Annotated in this window: 21 protein-coding genes and 1 tRNA gene; 15 read left to right on the top strand and 7 right to left on the bottom strand. The window is 66.6% G+C overall.

Going from position 1 to position 22,727, the window contains the following annotated elements; translation table 11 throughout:
- The first annotated feature begins 23 nt into the window (after positions 1-23).
- The 6 genes from ispE to hisC all read left to right on the top strand — a co-directional run bounded on the left by ispE (position 24) and on the right by hisC (position 4,713).
- The gene (gene ispE, locus HWW87_RS24890; RefSeq protein ID WP_077180264.1) at positions 24-905 is read left to right on the top strand and encodes a 4-(cytidine 5'-diphospho)-2-C-methyl-D-erythritol kinase; all 882 of its coding nucleotides are present in this window, start codon (positions 24-26) and stop codon (positions 903-905) included.
- Positions 906-960: 55 nt separating this feature from the next.
- Positions 961-1,037: transfer RNA gene (locus HWW87_RS24895), tRNA-Gln, on the top strand.
- A gap of 44 nt (positions 1,038-1,081) precedes the next feature.
- Positions 1,082-2,044, top strand: coding sequence for a ribose-phosphate pyrophosphokinase (locus HWW87_RS24900; RefSeq protein WP_006477778.1), 963 nt, complete (start codon positions 1,082-1,084; stop codon positions 2,042-2,044).
- Between the two features lie 158 nt (positions 2,045-2,202).
- Positions 2,203-2,808, top strand: a complete 606-nt coding sequence (locus HWW87_RS24905; protein WP_174432237.1) for a 50S ribosomal protein L25/general stress protein Ctc — start codon at positions 2,203-2,205, stop codon at positions 2,806-2,808.
- A 120-nt stretch (positions 2,809-2,928) separates the two neighbouring features.
- On the top strand, positions 2,929-3,528 hold the full coding sequence (gene pth, locus HWW87_RS24910; RefSeq protein WP_048246979.1) for an aminoacyl-tRNA hydrolase: 600 nt from the start codon (positions 2,929-2,931) through the stop codon (positions 3,526-3,528).
- A gap of 117 nt (positions 3,529-3,645) precedes the next feature.
- Entirely contained in the window at positions 3,646-4,713 is a 1,068-nt protein-coding gene (gene hisC / locus HWW87_RS24915) for a histidinol-phosphate transaminase (protein ID WP_175822541.1), read from the top strand.
- An 80-nt stretch (positions 4,714-4,793) separates the two neighbouring features.
- On the opposite strand, the gene HWW87_RS24920 is transcribed toward hisC, so the two are convergent.
- The 3 genes from HWW87_RS24920 to rsmD form a co-directional block, all read right to left on the bottom strand.
- On the bottom strand, positions 4,794-5,060 hold the full coding sequence (locus HWW87_RS24920) for a YfhL family 4Fe-4S dicluster ferredoxin (protein ID WP_006477774.1): 267 nt from the start codon (positions 5,058-5,060) through the stop codon (positions 4,794-4,796).
- Between the two features lie 59 nt (positions 5,061-5,119).
- Entirely contained in the window at positions 5,120-5,617 is a 498-nt protein-coding gene (gene coaD / locus HWW87_RS24925; protein WP_039346084.1) for a pantetheine-phosphate adenylyltransferase, read from the bottom strand.
- A 111-nt stretch (positions 5,618-5,728) separates the two neighbouring features.
- Positions 5,729-6,343: a 16S rRNA (guanine(966)-N(2))-methyltransferase RsmD gene (gene rsmD / locus HWW87_RS24930; RefSeq protein WP_175822542.1), complete on the bottom strand. Its 615-nt coding sequence runs from the start codon at positions 6,341-6,343 to the stop codon at positions 5,729-5,731.
- A 215-nt stretch (positions 6,344-6,558) separates the two neighbouring features.
- On the opposite strand from rsmD, the gene ftsY reads away from it, so the two are divergent.
- The gene (gene ftsY, locus HWW87_RS24935) at positions 6,559-7,719 is read left to right on the top strand and encodes a signal recognition particle-docking protein FtsY (protein WP_175822543.1); all 1,161 of its coding nucleotides are present in this window, start codon (positions 6,559-6,561) and stop codon (positions 7,717-7,719) included.
- Between the two features lie 96 nt (positions 7,720-7,815).
- Here ftsY and maiA read toward each other — a convergent pair whose 3' ends face one another.
- On the bottom strand, positions 7,816-8,460 hold the full coding sequence (gene maiA, locus HWW87_RS24940; protein WP_175822544.1) for a maleylacetoacetate isomerase: 645 nt from the start codon (positions 8,458-8,460) through the stop codon (positions 7,816-7,818).
- 183 nt (positions 8,461-8,643) lie between these two features.
- Between maiA and ybiB the strand changes: the two genes are divergently transcribed.
- A complete protein-coding gene (gene ybiB, locus HWW87_RS24945; protein ID WP_174389001.1) occupies positions 8,644-9,618 on the top strand; it encodes a DNA-binding protein YbiB in 975 nt (324 codons plus the stop codon).
- Between the two features lie 377 nt (positions 9,619-9,995).
- A complete protein-coding gene (leuA, locus tag HWW87_RS24950) occupies positions 9,996-11,642 on the top strand; it encodes a 2-isopropylmalate synthase (RefSeq protein ID WP_175822545.1) in 1,647 nt (548 codons plus the stop codon).
- A gap of 143 nt (positions 11,643-11,785) precedes the next feature.
- Here leuA and HWW87_RS24955 read toward each other — a convergent pair whose 3' ends face one another.
- Positions 11,786-12,169, bottom strand: a complete 384-nt coding sequence (locus HWW87_RS24955; RefSeq protein WP_175822546.1) for a nuclear transport factor 2 family protein — start codon at positions 12,167-12,169, stop codon at positions 11,786-11,788.
- 45 nt (positions 12,170-12,214) lie between these two features.
- Entirely contained in the window at positions 12,215-12,784 is a 570-nt protein-coding gene (locus HWW87_RS24960) for an acyloxyacyl hydrolase (RefSeq protein WP_175822605.1), read from the bottom strand.
- 359 nt (positions 12,785-13,143) lie between these two features.
- On the opposite strand from HWW87_RS24960, the gene rpoH reads away from it, so the two are divergent.
- The 6 genes from rpoH (at position 13,144) to HWW87_RS24990 (ending at position 20,709) form a co-directional block, all read left to right on the top strand.
- Entirely contained in the window at positions 13,144-14,079 is a 936-nt protein-coding gene (rpoH, locus tag HWW87_RS24965; protein WP_174389036.1) for an RNA polymerase sigma factor RpoH, read from the top strand.
- Positions 14,080-14,447: 368 nt separating this feature from the next.
- Positions 14,448-14,723 (top strand): cytochrome oxidase putative small subunit CydP, encoded by a 276-nt coding sequence (gene cydP, locus HWW87_RS24970; RefSeq protein ID WP_175822547.1) that lies wholly within the window; start codon positions 14,448-14,450, stop codon positions 14,721-14,723.
- Positions 14,713-16,293 (top strand): cytochrome ubiquinol oxidase subunit I, encoded by a 1,581-nt coding sequence (locus tag HWW87_RS24975; protein WP_175822548.1) that lies wholly within the window; start codon positions 14,713-14,715, stop codon positions 16,291-16,293. The genes cydP and HWW87_RS24975 overlap by 11 nt, the downstream gene beginning before the upstream one ends.
- A gap of 31 nt (positions 16,294-16,324) precedes the next feature.
- On the top strand, positions 16,325-17,461 hold the full coding sequence (gene cydB, locus HWW87_RS24980) for a cytochrome d ubiquinol oxidase subunit II (RefSeq protein WP_175822549.1): 1,137 nt from the start codon (positions 16,325-16,327) through the stop codon (positions 17,459-17,461).
- Positions 17,462-17,522: 61 nt separating this feature from the next.
- Complete coding sequence (gene cydX, locus HWW87_RS24985; RefSeq protein ID WP_175822550.1) at positions 17,523-17,645, top strand: cytochrome bd-I oxidase subunit CydX; 123 nt, start codon at positions 17,523-17,525, stop codon at positions 17,643-17,645.
- A 577-nt stretch (positions 17,646-18,222) separates the two neighbouring features.
- Complete coding sequence (locus HWW87_RS24990; protein WP_175822551.1) at positions 18,223-20,709, top strand: family 20 glycosylhydrolase; 2,487 nt, start codon at positions 18,223-18,225, stop codon at positions 20,707-20,709.
- A gap of 156 nt (positions 20,710-20,865) precedes the next feature.
- On the opposite strand, the gene nagE is transcribed toward HWW87_RS24990, so the two are convergent.
- Positions 20,866-22,635, bottom strand: coding sequence for an N-acetylglucosamine-specific PTS transporter subunit IIBC (nagE, locus tag HWW87_RS24995; protein ID WP_175822552.1), 1,770 nt, complete (start codon positions 22,633-22,635; stop codon positions 20,866-20,868).
- Positions 22,636-22,727: the final 92 nt, after the last annotated feature.

Consider the following 22,727-nt stretch of genomic DNA (forward strand, 5'->3'; position numbering starts at 1 on the left):
CGCGCGCCTAGCCCCGATACCGCATGACCGATTCGACCCGCTCGCTGCGCAACTGCCTGGCGCCCGCGAAACTCAACCTGTTCCTGCACATCACCGGCCGTCGTCCGAACGGCTATCACGATCTGCAGAGCGTATTCCAGCTGCTGAACTGGGGTGACACGCTGCACTTCACGCGGCGCGACGACGGCCGCGTCGCACGCGTGACCGACGTGCCTGGCGTGCCCGAGGAAAGCGATCTCGTCGTGCGCGCGGCCAACCTGCTGAAAGCGCATACGGGCACCGCGCACGGCGTCGACATCGAGATCGACAAGATCCTGCCGATGGGCGCCGGCCTCGGCGGCGGCAGCTCCGACGCGGCGACGACGCTGCTCGCGCTGAACCGCCTGTGGCAACTCGATTTGCCGCGCGCCGAACTCCAGTCGCTCGCGGTCAAACTCGGCGCCGACGTCCCGTTTTTTATTTTTGGAAAAAATGCGTTCGCAGAGGGTATCGGAGAAGAATTAGCTGAGGTAGAATTGCCGACTCGCTGGTTCCTGGTTGTGACGCCACGCGTTCATGTCCCGACCGCTGAAATATTTTCAGATGAGTTGTTGACAAGAGATACGAAGCCCGTCACAATTGCTGACTTTCTTGCACAGCAAACCAGCGATGCGGAATGGCCAGATAGCTTCGGCCGGAACGATATGCAGGAAGTTGTAACAAGGAAGTACGCGGAAGTTGCGCAGGTGGTCAAATGGTTGTATGATGTGACCCCCGCGAGGATGACCGGCTCCGGAGCAAGCGTGTTTGCAGCGTTTCACAGCAAGCACGAGGCAGAAGCGGCGAAAGCCAAACTGCCCGCCAGTTGGAATGGCGCAGTTGCCGAGAGTCTGAACGAGCATCCGCTCTTCGCTTTCGCGTCATGAAGTTTTACTTTGCCGAACGGCCTACACGAGTTCGGTGAAGTTATCAGTTAAGTGTAGGGGAGTCGCCAAGTTGGTCAAGGCACCGGATTTTGATTCCGGCATGCGAGGGTTCGAGTCCTTCCTCCCCTGCCAAAAATTTTCCCGCATTTCCCGCCCAAGCCTGAAGCAGGTGCACGATGAGCAGCCACAGCCATGATGGCCTGATGGTCTTTACTGGCAACGCGAATCCCGCGCTCGCCCAGGAAGTCGTCAATATCCTTGGTATTCCCCTCGGCAAAGCGATGGTCAGCCGTTTCTCCGACGGCGAGATCCAGGTCGAGATCCAGGAAAACGTGCGCGGCAAGGACGTCTTCGTCCTGCAATCCACGTGCGCACCGGCGAACGACAACCTGATGGAACTGATGATCATGGTCGATGCGCTCAAGCGCGCATCCGCCGGCCGGATCACCGCTGCCATCCCCTACTTCGGCTACGCCCGTCAGGATCGCCGCCCGCGTTCGGCGCGCGTCGCGATCTCGGCGAAGGTCGTCGCGAACATGCTGGAAATCGCCGGCGTCGAGCGGATCATCACGATGGATCTGCACGCCGACCAGATTCAGGGCTTCTTCGACATCCCGGTCGACAACATCTACGCCACGCCGATCCTGCTGGGCGACCTGCGCAAGCAGAACTACTCGGATCTGCTCGTCGTGTCGCCGGACGTCGGCGGCGTGGTGCGCGCCCGGGCACTCGCGAAGCAGCTCAACTGCGATCTCGCGATCATCGACAAGCGTCGCCCGAAGGCGAACGTCGCCGAAGTGATGAACATCATCGGTGAAGTCGAAGGCCGCACCTGCGTGATCATGGACGACATGGTCGATACGGCCGGCACGCTCTGCAAGGCCGCGCAAGTGCTGAAGGACCGCGGTGCGAAGCAGGTGTTCGCGTACGCGACGCACCCGGTGCTGTCGGGCGGCGCCGCAGATCGCATCGCCGCATCGGAACTCGACGAGCTGGTCGTCACCGATACGATTCCGCTGTCGGCCGAATCGCTGGCGTGCTCGAAGATCCGCTCGTTGACGAGCGCGAGCCTGCTGGCCGAGACGTTCTCGCGGATTCGCCGCGGCGATTCGGTAATGTCGCTGTTCGCGGAATCCTGATCGCGAATCGACAGAACAAAGCATGCGCAGAAAGCGAAGCGGCAACGCTTCGCTTTTTGCACAATCGGACGGGATAGACGAAACCCCGGCCGTTTCATCGGGGGCCGCTTGATGGCCCCGTTTTACTGCCTGGTCGCGGGCAGCAAATGGAGAATCACATGAAAGTCGTCGCTTTCGAGCGCCAACAGCAAGGTACGGGTGCGAGCCGCCGCCTGCGCAACGCCGGTAAGACCACGGGTATCGTCTACGGTGGCGAAGCAGCCCCGCAAAAGATCGAACTGGATCACAACGCGCTGTGGCATGCACTGAAGAAGGAAGCCTTCCACTCGTCGATCCTCGACCTGGAAGTGGCTGGCCAGTCGCAACAGGTTCTGCTGCGCGACGTGCAATACCACCCGTTCAAGCAACTCGTGCTGCACGTGGACTTCCAGCGCGTCGACGCGAAGAAGAAGCTGCACACGAAGGTGCCGCTGCACTTCCTGAACGCTGAAGTCAGCCCGGCCGTGAAGCTGTCGAGCGCGATCGTTTCGCACGTCGCGACGGAAATCGAAATCGAGTGCCTGCCGGCTGCCCTGCCGGAGTTCCTCGAAGTCGACCTGTCGAAGATCGAAGCCGGTCAGTCGCTGCACGCGAAGGACATCGCGCTGCCGAACGGCGTCGCGCTGGTCGCGCACATCGACGCGGAAAACCCGGTTGTCGCATCGGCGACGGTCCCGGCGGGTGCCGTGTCGGACGCAGCAGAAGGCGAAACGCCGGCTGCCTAAGCGGCTGTCTGCGCGCCCCATCGATCCGTTTCACGAAACGGTCGACGCAACCCGCCGCGGCTTGCCCGGCGGGTTTTTCTTTTTCTGCGCCCAGGCGGCAGCCGCCGCCTTCGAAACGTCATGATCAAACTGATCGTCGGCCTCGGCAATCCCGGGGCGGAATACACCGCGACGCGCCACAACGCCGGTTTCTGGCTGATCGACCAGCTCGCCCGCGAAGCCGGCACGACGCTGCGCGACGAACGCCGCTTCCACGGCTTCTATGCGAAAGCGCGCCTGCACGGCGAGGAAGTCCACCTGCTCGAGCCGCAGACCTACATGAACCGCTCCGGCCAGTCGGTCGTCGCGCTCGCGCAATTCTTCAAGATCCTGCCCGACCAGATCCTCGTCGCGCACGACGAGCTCGACCTGCCGCCCGGCACCGTGAAGCTGAAGCTCGGCGGCGGCAGCGGCGGCCACAACGGCCTGAAGGACATCTCCGCGCACCTGTCGTCGCAGCAATACTGGCGGCTGCGGATCGGCATCGGCCATCCGCGCGACCTGATTCCGGAAAGTGCGCGTGCCGGCGCGAAGCCCGACGTCGCGAACTTCGTGCTGAAACCGCCGCGCCGCGAGGAACAGGACGTGATCGACGCATCGATCGAACGCGCGCTCGCCGTGATGCCGATGGTCGTCAAGGGCGAACTCGATCGCGCGACGATGCAGCTGCATCGCAACTGACCGCCCGTCGCACCGGCCGGGTGCATCGGCCGTCCGGCGCGACCGGGCGGCCTCGCCCGCCCCACCGCGACGCGCACATGCGGTAATCTCGACGTTTTGCCCGACAGGAGTCACGCGGTGAGCCGTTACTGGAGCGACGTCGTTCAGCAACTCGTGCCTTACGTGCCAGGCGAACAGCCCGCGCTCGCACACCCCGTCAAGCTGAACACCAACGAGAATCCCTATCCGCCATCGCCGCGCGTCGTCGCGGCGATCGCACGCGAACTCGGCGACACCGGCGACACGCTGCGCCGCTATCCGGACCCGGTCGCGCGCGCGCTGCGCGAGGCGGTCGCGGCCCATCACCGCATCCAGCCCGAGCAGGTGTTCGTCGGCAACGGCTCCGACGAGGTGCTCGCGCACGCGTTCCAGGCGCTGCTCAAGCACGACCGGCCGCTACGCTTTCCCGACATCACGTACAGCTTCTATCCGACCTACGCGCGCCTGTACGGCGTCGAGACCACGGTCGTGCCGCTCGCGGACGATTTCTCGATCCGCGTCGACGACTATCTCGACGACGCCGGCGGCGTCCTGTTTCCGAACCCGAATGCGCCGACCGGGCGCGCGCTGCCGCTCGCGGACGTCGAGCGGATCGCGGCCGCGAATCCGTCGTCGGTCGTCGTGATCGACGAAGCGTACGTCGATTTCGGCGCGCAGTCGGCCATCACGCTGATCGACCGTCATCCGAACCTGCTCGTCGTGCATACGACGTCGAAGGCGCGCTCGCTCGCGGGCATGCGCGTCGGCTTCGCGTTCGGCGATGCGGCGCTGATCGACGCGCTGAACCGCGTGAAGGACAGCTTCAACTCGTATCCGCTCGACCGGCTCGCGCAGGTCGCCGCGCAGGCCGCGTACGAGGACACCGATTATTTCAACGCCACCTGCCGGCGCGTGATCGACAGCCGGGCGCGGCTCACGCATGCGCTCGACGCACTCGGCTTCGAGATCGTGCCGTCGGCCGCGAATTTCGTGTTCGCGCGCCATCCCGCGCATGATGCGGGCACGATCGCGGCGAAGCTGAAGGAACGGGAAATTTTCGTGCGGCACTTCCGGCTGCCGCGGATCGACCAGCATCTGCGCATCACCGTCGGCACCGATGCCGAATGCGATGCGCTCGTCGCGGCGTTGCGCGAGCTGCTGGCCTGACACGGAACAACCGGCGCCGGGCGGCGCCGATCTGAAAGCCTGACGCGCGCGCGGGTCAATGCGCGCGCGTCAGCGCAGGATCACGATGCGTCGTCGCCTTTCACGGCGATCAACGCATGGTACTTCTCCATCAATTGCGCGTGCGATTCGTCATGCTGCGGATCGCGCGGAATGCATTCGACCGGACACACCTGCTGGCACTGCGGTTCGTCGAAATGGCCGACGCACTCGGTGCACTTGTTCGGGTCGATCACGTAGATGTCCGGGCCCATCGAAATCGCACCGTTCGGGCACTCGGGCTCGCACACGTCGCAATTGATGCACTCGTCGGTAATCATCAAAGCCATACTGATCTCACTTCTTCAGGCCGGCGGCCGGCTTCGCAACGAAACCGGCCGGCGCCGCGTCACGCGGCTGGGCCTCCGATCGCGGCGACTTTCTCGGTCAGCCACTTCTCGACGGACGGGAACACGAATTTGCTGACATCGCCGCCCAACTGCGCGATTTCGCGCACGATCGTCCCCGAGATGAACTGGTACTGGTCGGACGGCGTCATGAACATCGTCTCGACGTCGGGCAGCAGATAGCGGTTCATCCCCGCCATCTGGAACTCGTATTCGAAATCGGACACGGCGCGCAGCCCGCGCACGATCACGCGCGCGTTGTTGGTGCGGACGAAGTCCTTCAGGAGGCCGGTGAAACTCATCACCTTCACGTTCGGATAATGACCGAGCACCTCGTTCGCAATCGTCAGACGTTCTTCGAGCGAGAAAAACGGCTTCTTCGCGCGGCTGTCGGCAACGCCCACCACCAGCGTATCAAAAATGCTCGACGCACGCCGCACGAGGTCTTCGTGCCCGCGCGTCAGCGGATCGAACGTACCGGGATACACGGCGACTACCATGTCGCTCCTCCTGTCATCACGCAAACGGGATGGCAGCCGTGCGATGCACGCGCCGCTGCCGAGATGGGCATGCGTCGCCTTTGCGGCGCGCCGCCTCGTATGGAACGCGCATTATTCATCATTTTCGCGCCGCAGCAAATGATAGTGAACCGCACCGGCCTTGCCGTGCTTCACCACCTGCCAGCCCGCGAGCGCGTCGTGCGCGGCCGGATCGAGTTCCGCCCCCGTTTCGACGTACAGCGCGCCGCCCGCCGCGACGAGCGGCGCCGACAGCGCGATCGCGCGCTCGAGCGCGGCCAGGTCGTCGAACGGCGGATCGAGGAACACGACGTCGAACGCGCCCGGCGTGAGCCCGGCCGCGAGCCGCAGCGCATCGGCTTCGGCGATCTCGACCGAACGGGCGCCGAGCTTGTCCTTGATCGCACGCAGCTGCTGTGCGGCGCGCGGATGGCGCTCGACCATCACGACGCTCGCCGCGCCGCGCGACGCGGCCTCGAAGCCGAGCGCGCCGGTGCCCGCGAACAGGTCGAGGCAGCGCCAACCTTCGAGATCCTGGCCAAGCCAGTTGAACAGCGTCTCGCGTACGCGATCGGGGGTCGGGCGCAGGCCGTCGAGATCGAGCACCGCGAGCGGCGTGCGTTTCCAGTCGCCGCCGATGATGCGGATCGTGTGCGGCTTGCCGCGGCCAGGGGGGGCCGCCGGGCGGCCGGAAGAGGAACGGGACATACGGGATATCGACAACGGTGGGACCGGGCGCGCGCAGGGGGCGCCGCCAAACAGGCGCACGTTACCACAGCGGCGACGCGCACTGACGCGAGCGCCACGCCGCACTGATAAAATGCACGGTTTCGGCCGCCGAGCGCCGCGCCCGCGCGAACGCAGAACGGCCCGTCCGGCGCCCCGCCCTCGGCGGCGGCCCGCCCTCTTCCCGACGCCAGACCATGTTCAGTTTCTTCAAACGATTCAAGAAAACGCAGGAGCCCGATCCGGCGGAATCGCAATCGGCCGACGCGCAGCAAGCGGACGAAGCGTCCGACGCCGACGCGCCCGCGCTCGACGCGCCGCCCGCGGCCGACGTGCCGCAGGCGAGCGCGCAGCCGGCCGCGCCGGCCGTCGTGATGACGGTCACGCCGACCAACGACGGCCGCGACGAAGTCGTCGAGACGGTCGAGATCGTCCCGCCGCCGCTGCAGGACGCGTCCGCGAAGAAGTCGTGGCTCGCGCGCCTGAAAACGGGGCTCGCGAAGACGGGCTCGAACATCACCGGCGTCTTCGTCAACACGAAGATCGACGAGGATTTGTATGAAGAGCTCGAAGCCGCGCTGCTGATGTCCGACGCCGGCGTCGACGCGACCGAGTACCTGCTCGGCGCGCTGCGCGAGAAGGTGCGCGCGGGCCGGCTGACCGATCCGCAGCAGGTGAAGGATGCGCTGCACGACCTGCTCGTCGAGCTGCTGACGCCGCTCGAGAAATCGCTGATGCTCGGCCGTGCGCAGCCGCTCGTGATGATGATCACCGGCGTGAACGGCGCGGGCAAGACGACCAGCATCGGCAAGCTCGCGAAGCATTTGCAGAGCTTCGACCAGTCGGTGCTGCTGGCCGCCGGCGACACGTTCCGCGCGGCCGCGCGCGAACAGCTGGCGGTCTGGGGCGAGCGCAACAACGTGACGGTCGTCCAGCAGGAAAGCGGCGATGCGGCCGCGGTGATCTTCGACGCGGTCAGCGCCGCGCGCGCGCGCAAGATCGACGTGATGATGGCCGACACGGCCGGCCGCCTGCCGACGCAGCTGCACCTGATGGAAGAGCTGAAGAAGGTGAAGCGCGTGATCGCGAAGGCGCACGACGGCGCGCCGCACGAAGTGCTGCTGGTGATCGACGCGAACACCGGCCAGAACGCGCTCACGCAGGTGAAGGCATTCGACGACGCGCTCGGCCTCACCGGCCTGATCGTCACGAAGCTCGACGGCACCGCGAAGGGCGGGATTCTCGCCGCGATCGCGCGGCAACGGCCGGTGCCCGTCTACTTCATCGGCGTCGGCGAGAAGGTCGAGGACCTGCAGCCGTTCAGCGCGGTGGAATTCGCGGACGCGCTGCTCGGCTGAACGCCGCCGGCTCGCGTCGCACAGGGCGCCTTCGGGCGCCATTTTTCATGCGCGCCCGATCATGCCCGCCACGGGCCCGGCGCGCTCATTCTGCGCTCATTCCGCGTCGGGCTGCACGCCCGGCTCGGCGGCCTTGAACGCATCGATCGTCGCCGCATGGTCGACGATCCGCTGGATCGTCGGGAAACGCGTCGTGTCGATCGAGAAACGGTTCGCGTTGAACACCTGCGGCACGAGGCACACGTCGGCGAGCGTCGGCGTGTCGCCGAAGCACAGCTTGCCGGTGCGCGGATCGTTCGCGAGACGCGTCTCGAGCGTCTCGAAGCCCGCCTCGATCCAGTGCCGGTACCACGCGTTCTTTGCCTCCTCGGGCACCTTCAGCGTGTGCTTCAGGTACTTCAGCACGCGCAGGTTGTTGAGCGGGTGGATTTCGCATGCGATCTGCAGCGCAACCGCGCGCACGTACGCGCGATCGACCGGCTGCTTCGGCAGCAGCGCGGGCTCGGGATGAGTTTCGTCGAGATATTCGATGATCGCGAGCGACTGCTGCAGCGTCGCGTCGCCATCGACCAGCGTCGGCACGACCGCATCCGGATTCAGCGCGCGGTACGCGTCCTTCAGTTGCTCGCCGCCGTCGCGCAGCATGTGCACGGGCGCATAGTCGAACGGCAGCTGCTTCAGGTTCAGGGCGATCCGCACGCGGTACGACGCGGAACTGCGGAAATAGCTGTAGAGCTTCATGGGATGTCTCTCTTTTGGTCGTATTCGGCCGGCGGCGGAGGCACGGGCGCGGCGCAGCCGGTGCGCGCGCCGCCGGGAACCAGAGTGTAGCGCGGCGCGATGCGCGGCCGCGCCCATGCGATACTCGGGCATTCCTCACCGCTCACCGCGCGGCCCGATGCCGGCCGCCCGCCCCACGTTCCGATGACCGCCTCCCACGATCCCGCCGCCGCTCCGTTCCCTTGCGCCCGCTTCATCAAGGAAATCGGCCGCGGCCCGAACGGCGCACGCGCCCTGTCCGCCGAGGACACGTTCGAGCTCTATCGCGCGATGCTCGATGCGCGCGTGTCGGACGTCGAACTCGGTGCGATCCTGATCGCCTATCGGCTGAAAGGCGAATCCGCCGACGAACTGGCCGCGATGCTCGCCGCCGCGCAGGCGTCGTTCGAGCCCGTGCACGTGCAGGACGCCGCGTTCCGCCCGGTGTCGATCCCGAGCTACAACGGCGCGCGCAAGCAGCCGAACCTCGTGCCGCTGCTCGCGCTGCTGCTCGCACGTGAAGGCGTGCCGGTGCTGGTGCATGGGGTGGAACGCGATCCGGGCCGCGTGACGAGCGCCGAGATCTTCTCGGCGCTGTCGCTCGCGCCGTCGACGTCGCACGATGCGATCGAGGACACGCTCGCCGAGCGCCGCGTCGCGTTCGCACCGATCGACGTGCTGGCGCCGCGCATCGCGCACCTGCTGTCGATGCGCCGCGTGCTCGGCGTGCGCAATTCGACGCATACGCTCGTGAAGATCCTGCAGCCGTTCGCGCCGGCCGGGCTTCGGCTCGTCAACTACACGCACCCGCCGTACCGCGACAGCCTCGCGCAACTGTTCCGCGACCACCCGGACGCCGCGCTGGGCGGCGCGCTGCTCGCGCGCGGCACCGAAGGCGAAGCGGTGGCCGACACGCGACGCCAGGTGCAGGTCGACTGGCTGCACGACGGCGTGTGCGACACGCTGATCGACGCCGAGCGTTCGTCGACCGACGCGCCGCCCGTCGCGCTGCCCGAGTCGCGCGATGCGGCGACCACGGCCGCGTGGACGGACGCCGTGCTGCGCGGCGAGGTGCCGGCGCCCGACACGGTGGCGCGCCAGGTCGAGACGATCGTGCGGATCGCCCGCGTCGCGCGCTGAGGGCGCCGCGGCGACCCGCCCCTTTATCCCGACATTTGACACGCGAGCGCATCCTGGCATAGAGTGGCCGTCATGCGTTCCTTTCCGAACCCCCTCCGAATTACCTCCGGCCGCCTAGCGCGGCCGCTATCGCTACGACTAGCCTAAGGCTGTCGTAGCGCCGTGTGCTGTCCGCACGGTCCTCCCAGCAGTTCCTCGCCGTACCCCTCTCGCAGTTTTTACAACCCGAAGTCGTCAGCATTCGTCCGTCCATCCGTCGGCCGATTCGCGAAGATCATCCGCATCCGCGGCGCCATCGCGCGCCGGATGCGAGGCAGCGCCAACCGGCGCCCATGCCGCCCGTCTTCGCTCGCGACTTGAGACCCGAGGTCCAGAAGATGATGCGCAATCCGCAAGACAAGTACCGTCCGTTCGAGCCCGTCCGCCTCAATGGCCGCCGCTGGCCGGCCCGCACCATCGAGCGTGCGCCCGTGTGGATGAGCACCGACCTGCGCGACGGCAACCAGTCGCTGATCGAGCCGATGAGCATCGAGCAGAAGCTCGAGTTCTTCGAAATGCTGGTCGCCATCGGGTTCAAGGAGATCGAAGTCGGTTTTCCGTCGGCGTCGCAAACCGACTTCGATTTCGTCCGCAAGCTGATCGACGACAAGCGGATTCCCGACGACGTGACGATCGAGGTGCTCGTGCAGTCGCGCGAAGACCTGATCGCCCGCACGTTCGATGCACTCGAAGGCGTGCCGCGCGCGATCGTGCACCTGTACAACGCGGTCTGCCCGTCGTTCCGCCGCATCGTGTTCGGCATGTCGAAGAACGACGTGAAGGCGCTCGCGATCGACGGCACGCGCATCATCAAGGAACACGCGGCCGCGCGCCCCGATACGCACTGGACCTTCCAGTACTCGCCGGAAACCTTCAGCATGACCGAGCTGACGTTCGCGCGCGAGATCTGCGACGCGGTCGCGCAGACGTGGCGCCCGACCCGCGACCACAAGATGATCGTCAACCTGCCGGCCACCGTCGAAGCCGCGACCCCGAACGTGTTCGCCGACCAGATCGAATGGATGGACCGCAACCTCGCGTATCGCGACAGCATCGTGCTGTCCGTGCATCCGCACAACGATCGCGGCACCGCGGTCGCGGCGGCCGAACTCGCGCTGCTCGCGGGCGCCGACCGCATCGAGGGCTGCCTGTTCGGCAACGGCGAGCGCACCGGCAACGTCGATCTCGTCACGCTCGCGTTGAACCTCTACACGCAAGGTATCGACCCGGGCCTCGATTTCTCCGACATCGACGCCGTGCGCCGCGTCGTCGAGCGCTGCAACCAGATTCCCGTGCATCCGCGCCACCCGTACGCGGGCGACCTCGTGTTCACCGCATTCTCGGGCTCGCACCAGGACGCGATCCGCAAGGGCTTCGCGCAGCAGCGCCCCGACGCGGTGTGGGAGGTGCCGTACCTGCCGATCGACCCGGCCGACCTCGGCCGCAGCTATGACGCGGTGATCCGCGTGAACAGCCAGTCCGGCAAGGGCGGCGCGACGTTCCTGCTCGAACGCGGGATGGGCTTCACGCCGACGCGCCGCGTACAGATCGAGTTCAGCCATGCGGTGCAGACGCTCGCCGACGCATCGGGCGAGGAAGTGACGGGCGACGCGATCTGCGCGCTGTTCGCGCGCGAATTCTTCGAGACCGACGGCCCGGCCGCACGCCACGGCAGCGGCGCGCGCTGGCAAAACCGCGAGATCGCGGCGGCGAGCGCCGCCGACGCGACGCCCGACGACGCCGTGCGACATTTCGCCGCGGCATTTGCGGCAGCCGCCGGCGCCGCGATCGACGTCGCGTCGTGCGAACACACGCGCGCCGCGGACGGCCGGATCGCGGTATCGGTCGGCTGCCGGGTCGGCGACGCGCCGCTGCGGCATGGCGTCGGGCTGCACGCCGATGCGGCGAGCGCGGCGCTCGACGCGGTCGTCAGCGCGATCAACCGCTCGGCCTGGCACTGCGCCGACCGCCGCGCGGCGGCCTGAGCGGCAGGTTTCGATTCACGGTTTGAACGTCAGCGAGCGGGGCGTGACCGCCCGTGCGCCGCGCGATCCGCGCCGCACGGGCCAGTAAAAAGCGGCCCAGAAGGCCGCTCGAATCGGGACATGAAAAGGAGCGCCACGCGCGCTCATGTCTCGGTCGCGCACCGCGTCGCCTGCCACGCAAGCAGGCGCCACTGGCCCTGCTCGTGGGTGTGGACGGCGGTATAGGCGATCGGAAACACCAGCCCGCCGTTGTTCGTTTCCATCTCGACCAGCGCGCGCCCGGTGACGACGCAGGTTGCGTCGCCGACGGGCAGCAGGTCCTGCGACTGGATTTCGATCTGGCGATAGCGGCGGCGGCCGGCGACGATGGCATCGATGAACTGCTGCTTGGTTTCGCGTTTGCCGTTGGTGTGCACGAAGAACACCTTGTCCGACAATTGCGCGTCGAGCGCCTCGCCGTCCCCGTCCACCATCGCCCGGAACCGATCGCGCTCGAGCGCGCGAATCGCATCGACCACCTTCGCCATCGCCTGACTCCTCGGCAACGCGCCCGCCGTGCGCGGGCGTGCGGATCAGAAGTTGTACTGCACGTAGAACTGGTGGAAATTTATACCAGGATTCGGCTCTTTGATACCCGCGTTAGACACATGTTGAAAACGGTAACCGACCTGATATTGTTGCCGTTGTCCGAACTGCGCGCCGACACCGACGACGTCCGCGAACTGGAATGACGTCGACAGCGACAGGTCGTTGGAGATCGTCGGGTGCGTCAGGAACCGGATGCCGGCGCCGGCCTCGATGAACGGCCGAACCTGGCCCGCGCTCTTGATGAAACGGAACATCGGCGTCGCGCCGATCTCGCCGATGTTGCCATGCACGTTGCCGCCCGTGTGCCAGTAGCCGACGTGGCCTTCCAGTACGAACGCGAAGTGCCAGCCGCCGATTTCCCACCAGTTCCAGCCGGGATCCCAAACCACGCCGAGATCGGCCTTGTCGATCCCGTGACGGTCGGAAAACCCGCCGCCCGCCTGGATCCCCCATCGATCCGCGAAAGCCGCACCCGATCCGCCCAGAAGAGACGCTGCCAGCATCGCATGCAGCACCAGCCGGCTGCGAGGCCGACGATTCTTCTTATTGTTCATCTGACACTCCAACTTTGTGGGTTGAATGGAGCCTGCCGCAACGGCCGGGCCCGAGCGAACTGAATGGTATGGTAAAGGACTTTTCGGATCGGCATCACGAAGCGAAATTGTTTGCTTCCAAAACGACAAAAATCGAAATCGTCTACCGATTCCCATCTGAAACAACGGCTTACGGAACTTCATGGCGCGGCCCGTGTCGCAGAATAGACTATCGGCTCGACTGATTCGATAGAAAAATGGGGAACTCGGATGCCCCCGCCCGCTCTAAGGAATTAGCACTCGTCTTGCGGGAGTGCTAAGATGGCCCACGGAATCTCATCCGAGACCGGGGTTTGTCCCTGATTCCAAAGGAGTTTTTAGTGAGCAACGCCCTGACCCTCCCGAACACCCTGAGCCCGACGCCGGCCAAGGCCGAATCGGCAGGCTCGCTGGCGCTCGCAGCCCAATCGATGTTGCCCGGCCAGCTCGGCAACATCGACGCGTACATCCAGGCCGTCAATCGCATTCCGCTGCTGACCGCCGAAGAGGAACGCCGGTACGCAACCGAATTCCGCGAAAACAACGACCTCGACTCGGCGCGCCGCCTCGTGCTGTCGCACCTGCGTCTCGTCGTGTCGATCGCGCGCAACTATCTCGGCTACGGCCTGCCGCACGGCGACCTGATCCAGGAAGGCAACATCGGTCTGATGAAAGCCGTGAAGCGGTTCGACCCGGCGCAAAACGTGCGCCTGGTGTCGTATGCGATTCACTGGATCAAGGCCGAGATCCACGAGTACATCCTGCGCAACTGGCGCATGGTGAAGGTCGCGACGACGAAGGCGCAGCGCAAGCTGTTCTTCAACCTGCGCAGCCACAAGAAGAGCATGCAGGCGATGACGCCCGAGGAAATCGACGGCCTCGCGCAGGCGCTCAACGTCAAGCGCGAAGAAGTGACCGAGATGGAAACGCGCCTGTCGGGCGGCGACATCGCGCTCGAGGGCCAAGTGGAAGACGGCGAGGAGTCGTACGCGCCGATCGCCTACCTGGCCGACTCGCACAACGAGCCGACCGCCGTGCTGGCCGCGCGCCAGCGCGACATGCTGCAGACGGACGGCATCGCGCAGGCGCTCGACGCGCTCGATGCGCGCAGCCGCCGCATCATCGAGGCGCGCTGGCTGCACGTCGACGACGACGGCTCGGGCGGCTCGACGCTGCACGATCTCGCCGCCGAATTCGGCGTGTCGGCGGAACGCATCCGCCAGATCGAAGCAAGCGCGATGAAAAAGATGCGCACCGCCCTCGCCGAATACGCGTAAATCCCCGGCGTTCCAGAGCGCTTCATCGAAAACCGCTGCCCGACCGGCAGCGGTTTTTTTTCGTCCGTTTTTTCCACTGCTTTTCACCCGCTTTTCAGCGCGTTTCACGCGCCGTTTCTGCACCGATTAATTGAACTGATTCATCGGGTATTACGCCATTTGCGGCGCCCTTCCGCATAACCTTGATCTGCCTCAATTTTTGCCCCCTGTTTCGCGACGGTCTGCCGCAGCGCAGCACTCGGCATCGGAAAGCAGTCCTTTTAAAATTGGCATGTCAGGCGCAAAAGGATTAAAACAGCTTCACGGCCGTCATATATCCGACGTAAAGTCGCCCCCAATCCGACCTCAATCGATTCAGGATAATCGCCTTGATCTCGATCAAAAAAGAGCCTGCGCCGCCCTCGCGGCCGGCCGGCACGATCGGCTGGCGGGCGCGCATCGCCGCGTGGGCACGCGGACCGACCCTCGCCCGCGACATCACCCTGGTGCTGATCGTCAAGCTGATCCTCCTGATGTCGCTCAAATACGCATTCTTCAATCATCCGCAGGCCCAGCATATGTCACTGCCGCCTGCTGCCGTCGCCGAGAGGCTGCTCTCGGTGCCGGCGCCCGCCTCTACCGAGGGAGACCACCATGATAAGTAGTGAAGTCGTCGATCTGTCACGTCTGCAGTTCGGCATCACGGCGCTCTACCACTTCCTGTTCGTGCCGCTGACGCTCGGCCTGTCCTGGCTGCTCGTCATCATGGAAGCGGTCTACGTGATGACCGGCAAGCAGGTCTACAAGGACATGACCCAGTTCTGGGGCAAGCTGTTCGGGATCAACTTCGCGATGGGCGTGACGACCGGCATCACGCTCGAATTCCAGTTCGGCACGAACTGGTCGTACTACTCGCACTACGTCGGCGACATCTTCGGCGTGCCGCTCGCGGTCGAAGGCCTGATGGCGTTCTTCCTCGAATCGACGTTCGTCGGCCTGTTCTTCTTCGGCTGGAACCGCCTGTCGAAGGTCAAGCACCTGATGGTCACGTTCCTCGTCGCGCTGGGCTCGAACCTGTCCGCGCTGTGGATCCTCGTCGCGAACGGCTGGATGAACAACCCGGTCGGCGCCGAGTTCAACTACCAGACGATGCGCATGGAGATGACGAGCCTGTTCGACGTGCTGTTCAACCCGGTCGCGCAGGTGAAGTTCGTGCACACGGTATCGGCCGGCTACGTGTCGGCAGCGATGTTCGTGCTCGGCGTGTCGTCGTGGTATCTGCTGAAGAAGCGCGACGTCGACTTCGCGCTGCGCTCGTTCGCGGTCGCGGCCGGCTTCGGCCTCGCGGCCACGCTGTGCGTGATCGTGCTCGGCGACGAATCGGGCTATACGACCGGCGAAGTGCAGAAGATGAAGCTCGCCGCGATCGAATCCGAATGGGAAACCCAGCCGGCGCCCGCGTCGTTCACGCTGATCGGCATCCCGAACCAGGCAGAACAGCGCACCGACTACGCGATCAAGATCCCGTACGCGCTCGGCCTGATCGCGACGCGCTCGATCGACGAACCGGTGATCGGCCTGCGCGATCTCGCGAAGCACAGCGAGGAGCACATCCAGAGCGGGATGATCGCGTACGGCGCGCTGCAGAAGCTCAAGCAGGGCGACACGAGCGACGCGACCCGCGCGCTGTTCGACCAGCACAAGCAGTATCTCGGCTACGGGCTGATGCTCAAGCAGTTCACGCCGAACGTGACCGACGCGACGCCCGAGCAGATCAAGGCCGCCGCGAAGAAGACGATCCCGCCCGTCGCACCGGTGTTCTTCTCGTTCCGGATCATGGTGTTCCTCGGCTTCCTGTTCGTCGCGACGTTCGTTGCCGCGTTCTGGTTCTGCGCGCGCCGCGAACTGCTGCAGGACAACCGCCGCTGGTTCCTGCGCTACGCGGTGTGGGCGATCCCGCTGCCGTGGATCGCGATCGAATTCGGCTGGATCGTCGCCGAGCTCGGCCGCCAGCCGTGGACGATCGCCGGCGTGCTGCCGACGCACCTGTCCGCGTCGAGCCTGCAGCCGAGCGACCTGTACCTGAGTCTCGCCGGCTTCATCCTGTTCTACACCGCGCTGTTCGTCATCGAGATCAAGCTGATGTTCAAGTACGCGCGCCTCGGCCCGTCGTCGCTGCATACCGGCCGCTATCACCACGAACTCGCCGCTGCCGGCGAGCGGGCCGCAGTCTGAGCACGCCCTCGCAACGGAACAAGGAATCGCTATGGACTATGCAACTCTCAAGCTGATCTGGTGGCTGCTCGTCGGCGTGCTGCTGATCGGCTTCGCCGTCACCGACGGCTTCGACATGGGCGCGACCGCGCTGCTGCCGTTCCTCGGCAAGACCGACGAGGAGCGCCGCATCATCGTCAACACCGTCGGCGCGACGTGGGAAGGCAACCAGGTGTGGCTGATCACGGCCGGCGGCGCGATGTTCGCGGCCTGGCCGCTCGTCTACGCGGCGTCGTTCTCCGGCTTCTACTTCGCGATGCTGCTCGTGCTGTTCGCGCTGTTCTTCCGGCCGGTGGGCTTCGACTACCGCAGCAAGCGGCCGGACCCGCGCTGGCGCGCGGGCTGGGACTGGGGCCTGTTCGTCGGCGGCTTCGTGCCGGCGCTGGTGTTCGGCGTCGCGTTCGGCAACCTGCTGCAGGGCGTGCCGTTCCAGTTCGACAGCGACCTGCGCGTGACCTACTACGGCGGCTTCTGGGCGCTCTTGAACCCGTTCGCGCTGCTGTGCGGGCTCGTCAGCCTCACGATGCTCGTCGCGCACGGCGCCGCATTCATCAAGATGAAGACCGACGGCGCGATCGCGCGCCGTGCATCGATCGCGCTGCGCGCCGCGTCGTTCCTCGCGGTCGTGCTGTTCGTGCTGGCCGGCGTGCTGGTCGCGTCGTATATCGGCGGCTTCCACATCACCCACGCCGCGCCGACCGACACCGTCGCGAACCCGCTGCTCAAGGACGTCGCCGCCGGCTCGGGCCTGTGGCTCGCGAACTACGGCGAATATCCGTGGATGATCGCGGCGCCCGTCGTCGGGATCGCGGGCGGCGTGCTCGCGCTGCTGCTCGCCGGCTCGAAGCAGGAGAAGACGGCGTTCTTCTGCACCGGCCTGATGATCGTCGGCGTGATCCTGACCGCGGGCTTCTCGATGTTCCCGTTCATCATGCCGTCGTCGCTCGACCCGCGCAGCAGCCTGACCGTGTGGGATTCGACGTCGAGCCACATGACGCTGCAGGTGATGCTGTTCGCGGTGATCGTGTTCCTGCCGATCGTCCTGCTCTACACGAGCTGGGTGTATCGCGTGATGCGCGGCAAGGTCACGCACCAGTCGCTCGAAGAGAACAAGCACTCGATGTATTGATGCATTGAACCGGGCCGGGCGCGCAGGCGCCCTCGCCCACCGTTTCGCAAGGAGTCGGATCATGTGGTATTTCAGCTGGATTCTCGGTATCGGCGTCGCGCTGTCGTTCGGCATCGTCAACGCGATGTGGCTCGAAGCGCGGCAGAAGACGCAGGAAGCGCCGGTGCAGGCGCGCCGGGACTGACGCACTGACGCGTGACACGCACGCGGCCGATCGCGCGCCGTCGCCGTCCGAAAGGGAAAGAACCTCGCTTCGCGCGAGGTTTTTTTTCGTCCCGGCCGCGCCGGCACGCATCGGACATCGATGCCAATTTAGCGCCAGATTGATACCACTTGAATACCAATAAAAGGTTTCATAAGATCGTTGGACACGGCCGCTGACAGGCCGATTCCTTCTGGGTGGGGGAGACATGCGAATCCCGTGTGTGGCGTGCGCCTGCGCGCCGTGTCGACGTCCGCGTGCCACGGCGCGCGCCGGCGTCGCGCTCGTGCGCGGCCGGACGAATGCCGCCGGCTGCGGCCGCGTCGCCGCCGTGGCGATTGCCGCGTGCCGCCGATGATTCCGCGCACGCCGCCGCGCCGGTCCGATCGGCACGCATGCCCGCCTCCCGTTCCGTAACGCACGCTCCCGCGTGCCGAATGCGCGCGGGGCAGCCGCATCGCCCCGCGTGCTGGTATCTCCCGCAGCTCCACTGAAAGACCCGATCGCAGCGACGTCGCGTCACGACGCCGCCACGCCCTCTTTTTCTCAGGAGTTCGAATTGAAGCGTACCTTGCCCTCCCTCATTGCCGGTCTGCTGCTCGCGGTGCTGTCGCCGGCTGCGATCTCGGCGCTACCGGCGTCGGCCGCCGCTGGCGCGAACGCCGGCACCGCGCAATCGGCCGCCGCCCAGGCGGCCGGTCTCGCGGCGCTGCTGTCGGACGGCCTCGCGTTGCGCGTGGCCGTCGACAACAACCACGCGGCCGCGGCCGGCGTGCCGTGCGCCGATCTCGGCGCCGACGGCGCCGCCTGTGCGACGGGCCGCCTGATCCTGCAGAACCGCGGCCACCAGGCGATCGCCGACGGCGGCTGGAAGCTCTACCTGCACAGCATCCGCCGCCTGCTGCGGATCGACCGTCCGGGCTTCGCGCTGCGGCGGCTCACCGGCGACCTGTACGAACTGACGCCGCAGCCGGGCTCGGTGCGGCTCGCGCCCGGCGAGCGCATCGAGCTGCCGTTCGTCGCCGAATACTGGCTGCTGCGCTACAGCGACGTGATTCCGCGCCCGTATGTCGTCGTCGACGGCGCGCCGCCGGCCGTGCTGCGCTACAACGACACCGACAACGAACTGCGCTACGTCGAATCGCTGCCGGCCGACGCGCAGAACAACTCGACCGGCAACGCGCCGCCGGTGGCCGCACGGCCCGATCCGGGCCGCGCGCTGCCGAGCGTGAAGCGCGAACTGCCGCTGCCCGGCACGCTCGAGCTGCGCGGCGTCGAACTCGCGCTGCCGGACCTGCCGGACGCGCAGGTCGCGGCGCTGCGCGAGCGCGCGACGACCCTCGGGCTCGACGGCGCGCGCGTGCCGGTTCGCGGCTTCGTCGCGCCGCGCCGGCTGCCGGCCGATCTCGCGACACCGGGCGGCTACCGGCTCGCGATCGGGCCGCGCGGCGTGCTGATCGAAGGCTACGATCGCGCGGGCCTGTACTACGGCGTGCAAACGCTCTACTCGCTCGCGCCGGCCGGCGGCGGCCCGATCCCGGCAATGCTCGTCGAGGATGCGCCGCGCTTCCCGCATCGCGGCATGCACGTCGACCTCGCGCGCAACTTCAAGCACCCGGCGACGCTGCGCCGCCTGATCGACCAGATGAGCGCGTACAAGCTCAACCGCCTGCATCTGCATCTGTCCGACGACGAAGGCTGGCGCATCGAGATTCCCGGCCTGCCCGAGCTGACCGAGATCGGCTCACGCCGCTGCCACGACCCGGGCGAGACGCGCTGCCTGCTGCCGCAGCTCGGCTCCGGCCCCGACAACCGCTCGGGCGGCGGCTACCTGACGCGCGACGACTACGTGGCGCTCGTGCGCTACGCGGCCGCGCGCTTCGTGCAGGTGATCCCCGAGATCGACATGCCCGCGCATGCACGGGCGGCCGTCGTGACGATGGAGGCGCGCTACCGGCGGCTGCATGCGGCCGGCCGCGAGCAGGAAGCGAACGCGTATCGGCTGCTCGACCCGCAGGACACGACGAACCTGACGACGGTGCAGTTCTACGACCGGCGCAGCGATCTGAACCCGTGCGTGCCGGGCGCGCTCAACTTCGCGTCGAAGGTGATCCGCGAGATCGCCGCGATGCACGCGGACGCGCAGGCGCCGCTGCAGACCTGGCACTACGGCGGCGACGAAGCGAAGAACATCTTCCTCGGCGGCGGCTTCCAGCCGCTGAACGGCACCGACCCGAACAAGGGGCGCATCGATCTGGCCGCGCAGGACAAGCCGTGGGCGCGTTCGCCCGCGTGCACGGCGCTGCTCCAGCGCGGCGAGATCAAGTCGATCGACGAGCTGCCGACGCGTTTCGCGAAACAGGTGAGCGCGGCGGTCAACGCGAACGGAATCGGCACGATGGCCGCGTGGCAGGACGGCATCAAGCATGCGAACGGGCCGCAGGATTTCAGCACGCGCCGCGTGATGGTGTCGCTGTGGGACACGATCTTCTGGGGCGCGTCGGACAGCGCGCGCGACCTGAGCGGCAAGGGCTACCTGACGGTGCTCGCGCTGCCCGACTACCTGTACTTCGACTTCCCGTACACGCTCAATCCGCGCGAGCGCGGCTACTACTGGGGCTCGCACGCAACCGACGAATACAAGGTGTTCTCGCTCGCGCCGGAGAACCTGCCGCAGAACGCCGAAGTGATGGGCGACCGCGACGGCAACCCGTTCGAGGTGACGGGCACGGGCCCCGGGCCGCGCATCGAAGGCATGCAGGGCCAGGCGTGGGGCGAGGTGATGCGCAACGACACCTTCCTCGAATACATGACCTACCCGCGGCTGCTCGCGCTCGCCGAGCGCGCGTGGCACCGGGCCGACTGGGAGCTGCCGTATGCGGCCGGCGTGCGCTTCAAGCGCGGCGACACGCACCACGTCGACATCGCCGCGCTGCAGCGCGACTGGGCCGGCTTCGCGACGCTGCTCACGCAACGCGAATTGCCGAAGCTCGACCGCGCCGGCGTCGGCTACCGGAAGCCGACCTTCACGCTGACGAATCCGTGAACGGCTGAAGGCATCGGGTAATGCGCGATGCGGGCAAACGCATCGCGCATCGCCCGCCCCAAAGAAAACGGCTTGCGACGCGTATGTCGCAAGCCGTTTTCCTTTGACCGCCGGCCCGAATCCGCCGCGCGGATCGATCAGGCCGGCTTCACCGCATCATGCCGGTTGTGCCGCCGCCCCGCCGCCCGACGGCGGCAGGCGCGCGCCGAGCTGCTCGGCATAGCGTGCCGCCGCGTTGCCGCAGACGATATGGAACGTGTCGAGCGACACCCATGCGACGTCGAGCGTGCCGAGACGCTCGCGATCGACCGCCGACGGATCGCGCACGACCACGCGCAGGCGCGTGGTGGCCACCGCATCGAGCGACGCGACGTTGGTCGCCCCGCCGAACACCGCGAGCCAGCGCGTCGGCTCCGGATCGAGCGGGCCGGCGGCCGCGCCCGTGACGGGCTGCGCGGCAGCGCCGGTTGCGGTCGATGCGGCACCGGTCGCGCCGCCGCCGATCGCGGCACGCATCTCGTCGGCGATGATGTCGGCCTCGGGCCCGATGATCACCTGCACGCTGTTGCCGCCGCGCTTGAGCACGCCGCGTGCGCCGATCGACTTCAGTTCCGGCTCCGAGACCTGCTCCGGATCGACGACGGTCAGGCGCAGGCGCGTCGTGCACGCGTCGACGACCGACAGGTTGGCCGCCCCGCCAAGCGCGGCGATGTAGCGTTGCGCACGCGGTGCGGCAGCCGTTGCAGCCGCGCCCGCGCCCGGCGCGACGAAGCCGCCCGATGCGTACGATTCCGTAGCCGCATCGGTCGATGCCGGCTCACGGCCCGGCGTGGCCATGTTGAACTTGCGGATGAAGAAGCGGAACAGCCCGTAGTACGCGGCGCCGTACGCGATACCGAGCGGGATCGCGAACCAGCCCTTCGTCGACAGCCCGTAGTTCAGCACGTAGTCGATCGCGCCGGCCGAGAACGTGAAGCCGAGCTTCACGCCGAGGATCTGGCAGATCGCGAGCGACAGTCCCGTCAGCACCGCATGGATCACGTACAGCACCGGCGCGAGGAACATGAAGCTGAATTCGATCGGCTCGGTCACGCCGGTCAGGAACGACGTCAGCGCCATCGACAGCAGCAGGCCGCCGACCATCGCGCGGCGCTCCTTCGGCGCTTCGTGCAGCATCGCGAGACACGCCGCCGGCAGGCCGAACATCATGATCGGGAAGAAGCCGGCCATGAAGGTGCCCGCGGTCGGGTCGCCCGCGAAGAAGCGGTGCAGGTCGCCGTGCACGATCTCGCCGCCGGCGGGCGGCGTGAAGTTGCCGAACACGAACCACGCGAGCGAGTTGATGATGTGGTGCAGCCCGGTGACGAGCAGCAGGCGGTTCAGGAAGCCGAACACGAACGCACCGATCGCGCCCGCCGTCGTCAGCCACTGGCCGGCCGCGTCGATCGCATGCTGGATCGGCTGCCACACGTAGCCGAACGCGATGCCCAATATCACGCAGGCCAGCCCCGTGATGATCGGCACGAACCGTTTCCCGCCGAAGAACGCGAGGTAGTCCGGCAGCTTGATGTCCTTGTAGCGGTTGTACAGCAGGCCCGCGACGACCCCCGCGATGATCCCGGACAGCACGCCCATGTTCAGCTTGGGATCGATGTCCTTCATGATCGCGGTTTCGATCAGGTAACCGATCGCGCCCGCGAGCGCCGCCACGCCGTTGTTGTCCTTCGCGAAGCCGACCGCCACGCCGATCGCGAACAGCAGCGGCAGGTTGTCGAAGATCGCGCCGCCGGCGTCGGCGATCATCTTGATGTTGAACACGTCCGGCTGGCCGAGCCGCAGCAGGATGCCGGCGACCGGCAATACCGCGATCGGCAGCATCAGCGCCCGGCCCAGGCCCTGTATTTTCAGAAACGGATTCCCGTTCATTCAGTCCTCCAATCCTTGTCTCGTCATTAATCGTCGTTAATCGTCGTTGACCCAATTGCCTTCGTCGTGAAACCAGTCGCGAACCTGCCGTC

The sequence above is a fragment of the Burkholderia sp. BCC0419 genome, from assembly GCF_902830285.1.
Taxonomy (GTDB): domain Bacteria; phylum Pseudomonadota; class Gammaproteobacteria; order Burkholderiales; family Burkholderiaceae; genus Burkholderia.

Excerpts from the sequence above, each read along its gene's own strand:
- coaD (WP_039346084.1), bottom strand. The coding sequence starts at position 5,617 with ATGGTAGTCGCCGTGTATCCCGGTACGTTCGATCCGCTGACGCGCGGG.
- HWW87_RS24975 (WP_175822548.1), top strand. The coding sequence starts at position 14,713 with ATGATAAGTAGTGAAGTCGTCGATCTGTCACGTCTGCAGTTCGGCATC.
- cydB (WP_175822549.1), top strand. The coding sequence starts at position 16,325 with ATGGACTATGCAACTCTCAAGCTGATCTGGTGGCTGCTCGTCGGCGTG.
- leuA (WP_175822545.1), top strand. The coding sequence starts at position 9,996 with ATGATGCGCAATCCGCAAGACAAGTACCGTCCGTTCGAGCCCGTCCGC.
- HWW87_RS24905 (WP_174432237.1), top strand. The coding sequence starts at position 2,203 with ATGAAAGTCGTCGCTTTCGAGCGCCAACAGCAAGGTACGGGTGCGAGC.
- cydX (WP_175822550.1), top strand. The coding sequence starts at position 17,523 with ATGTGGTATTTCAGCTGGATTCTCGGTATCGGCGTCGCGCTGTCGTTC.
- maiA (WP_175822544.1), bottom strand. The coding sequence starts at position 8,460 with ATGAAGCTCTACAGCTATTTCCGCAGTTCCGCGTCGTACCGCGTGCGG.
- rsmD (WP_175822542.1), bottom strand. The coding sequence starts at position 6,343 with ATGTCCCGTTCCTCTTCCGGCCGCCCGGCGGCCCCCCCTGGCCGCGGC.
- HWW87_RS24955 (WP_175822546.1), bottom strand. The coding sequence starts at position 12,169 with ATGGCGAAGGTGGTCGATGCGATTCGCGCGCTCGAGCGCGATCGGTTC.
- ispE (WP_077180264.1), top strand. The coding sequence starts at position 24 with ATGACCGATTCGACCCGCTCGCTGCGCAACTGCCTGGCGCCCGCGAAA.
- HWW87_RS24900 (WP_006477778.1), top strand. The coding sequence starts at position 1,082 with ATGAGCAGCCACAGCCATGATGGCCTGATGGTCTTTACTGGCAACGCG.
- pth (WP_048246979.1), top strand. The coding sequence starts at position 2,929 with ATGATCAAACTGATCGTCGGCCTCGGCAATCCCGGGGCGGAATACACC.
- nagE (WP_175822552.1), bottom strand. The coding sequence starts at position 22,635 with ATGAACGGGAATCCGTTTCTGAAAATACAGGGCCTGGGCCGGGCGCTG.
- HWW87_RS24960 (WP_175822605.1), bottom strand. The coding sequence starts at position 12,784 with ATGAACAATAAGAAGAATCGTCGGCCTCGCAGCCGGCTGGTGCTGCAT.
- HWW87_RS24920 (WP_006477774.1), bottom strand. The coding sequence starts at position 5,060 with ATGGCTTTGATGATTACCGACGAGTGCATCAATTGCGACGTGTGCGAG.
- ybiB (WP_174389001.1), top strand. The coding sequence starts at position 8,644 with ATGACCGCCTCCCACGATCCCGCCGCCGCTCCGTTCCCTTGCGCCCGC.
- ftsY (WP_175822543.1), top strand. The coding sequence starts at position 6,559 with ATGTTCAGTTTCTTCAAACGATTCAAGAAAACGCAGGAGCCCGATCCG.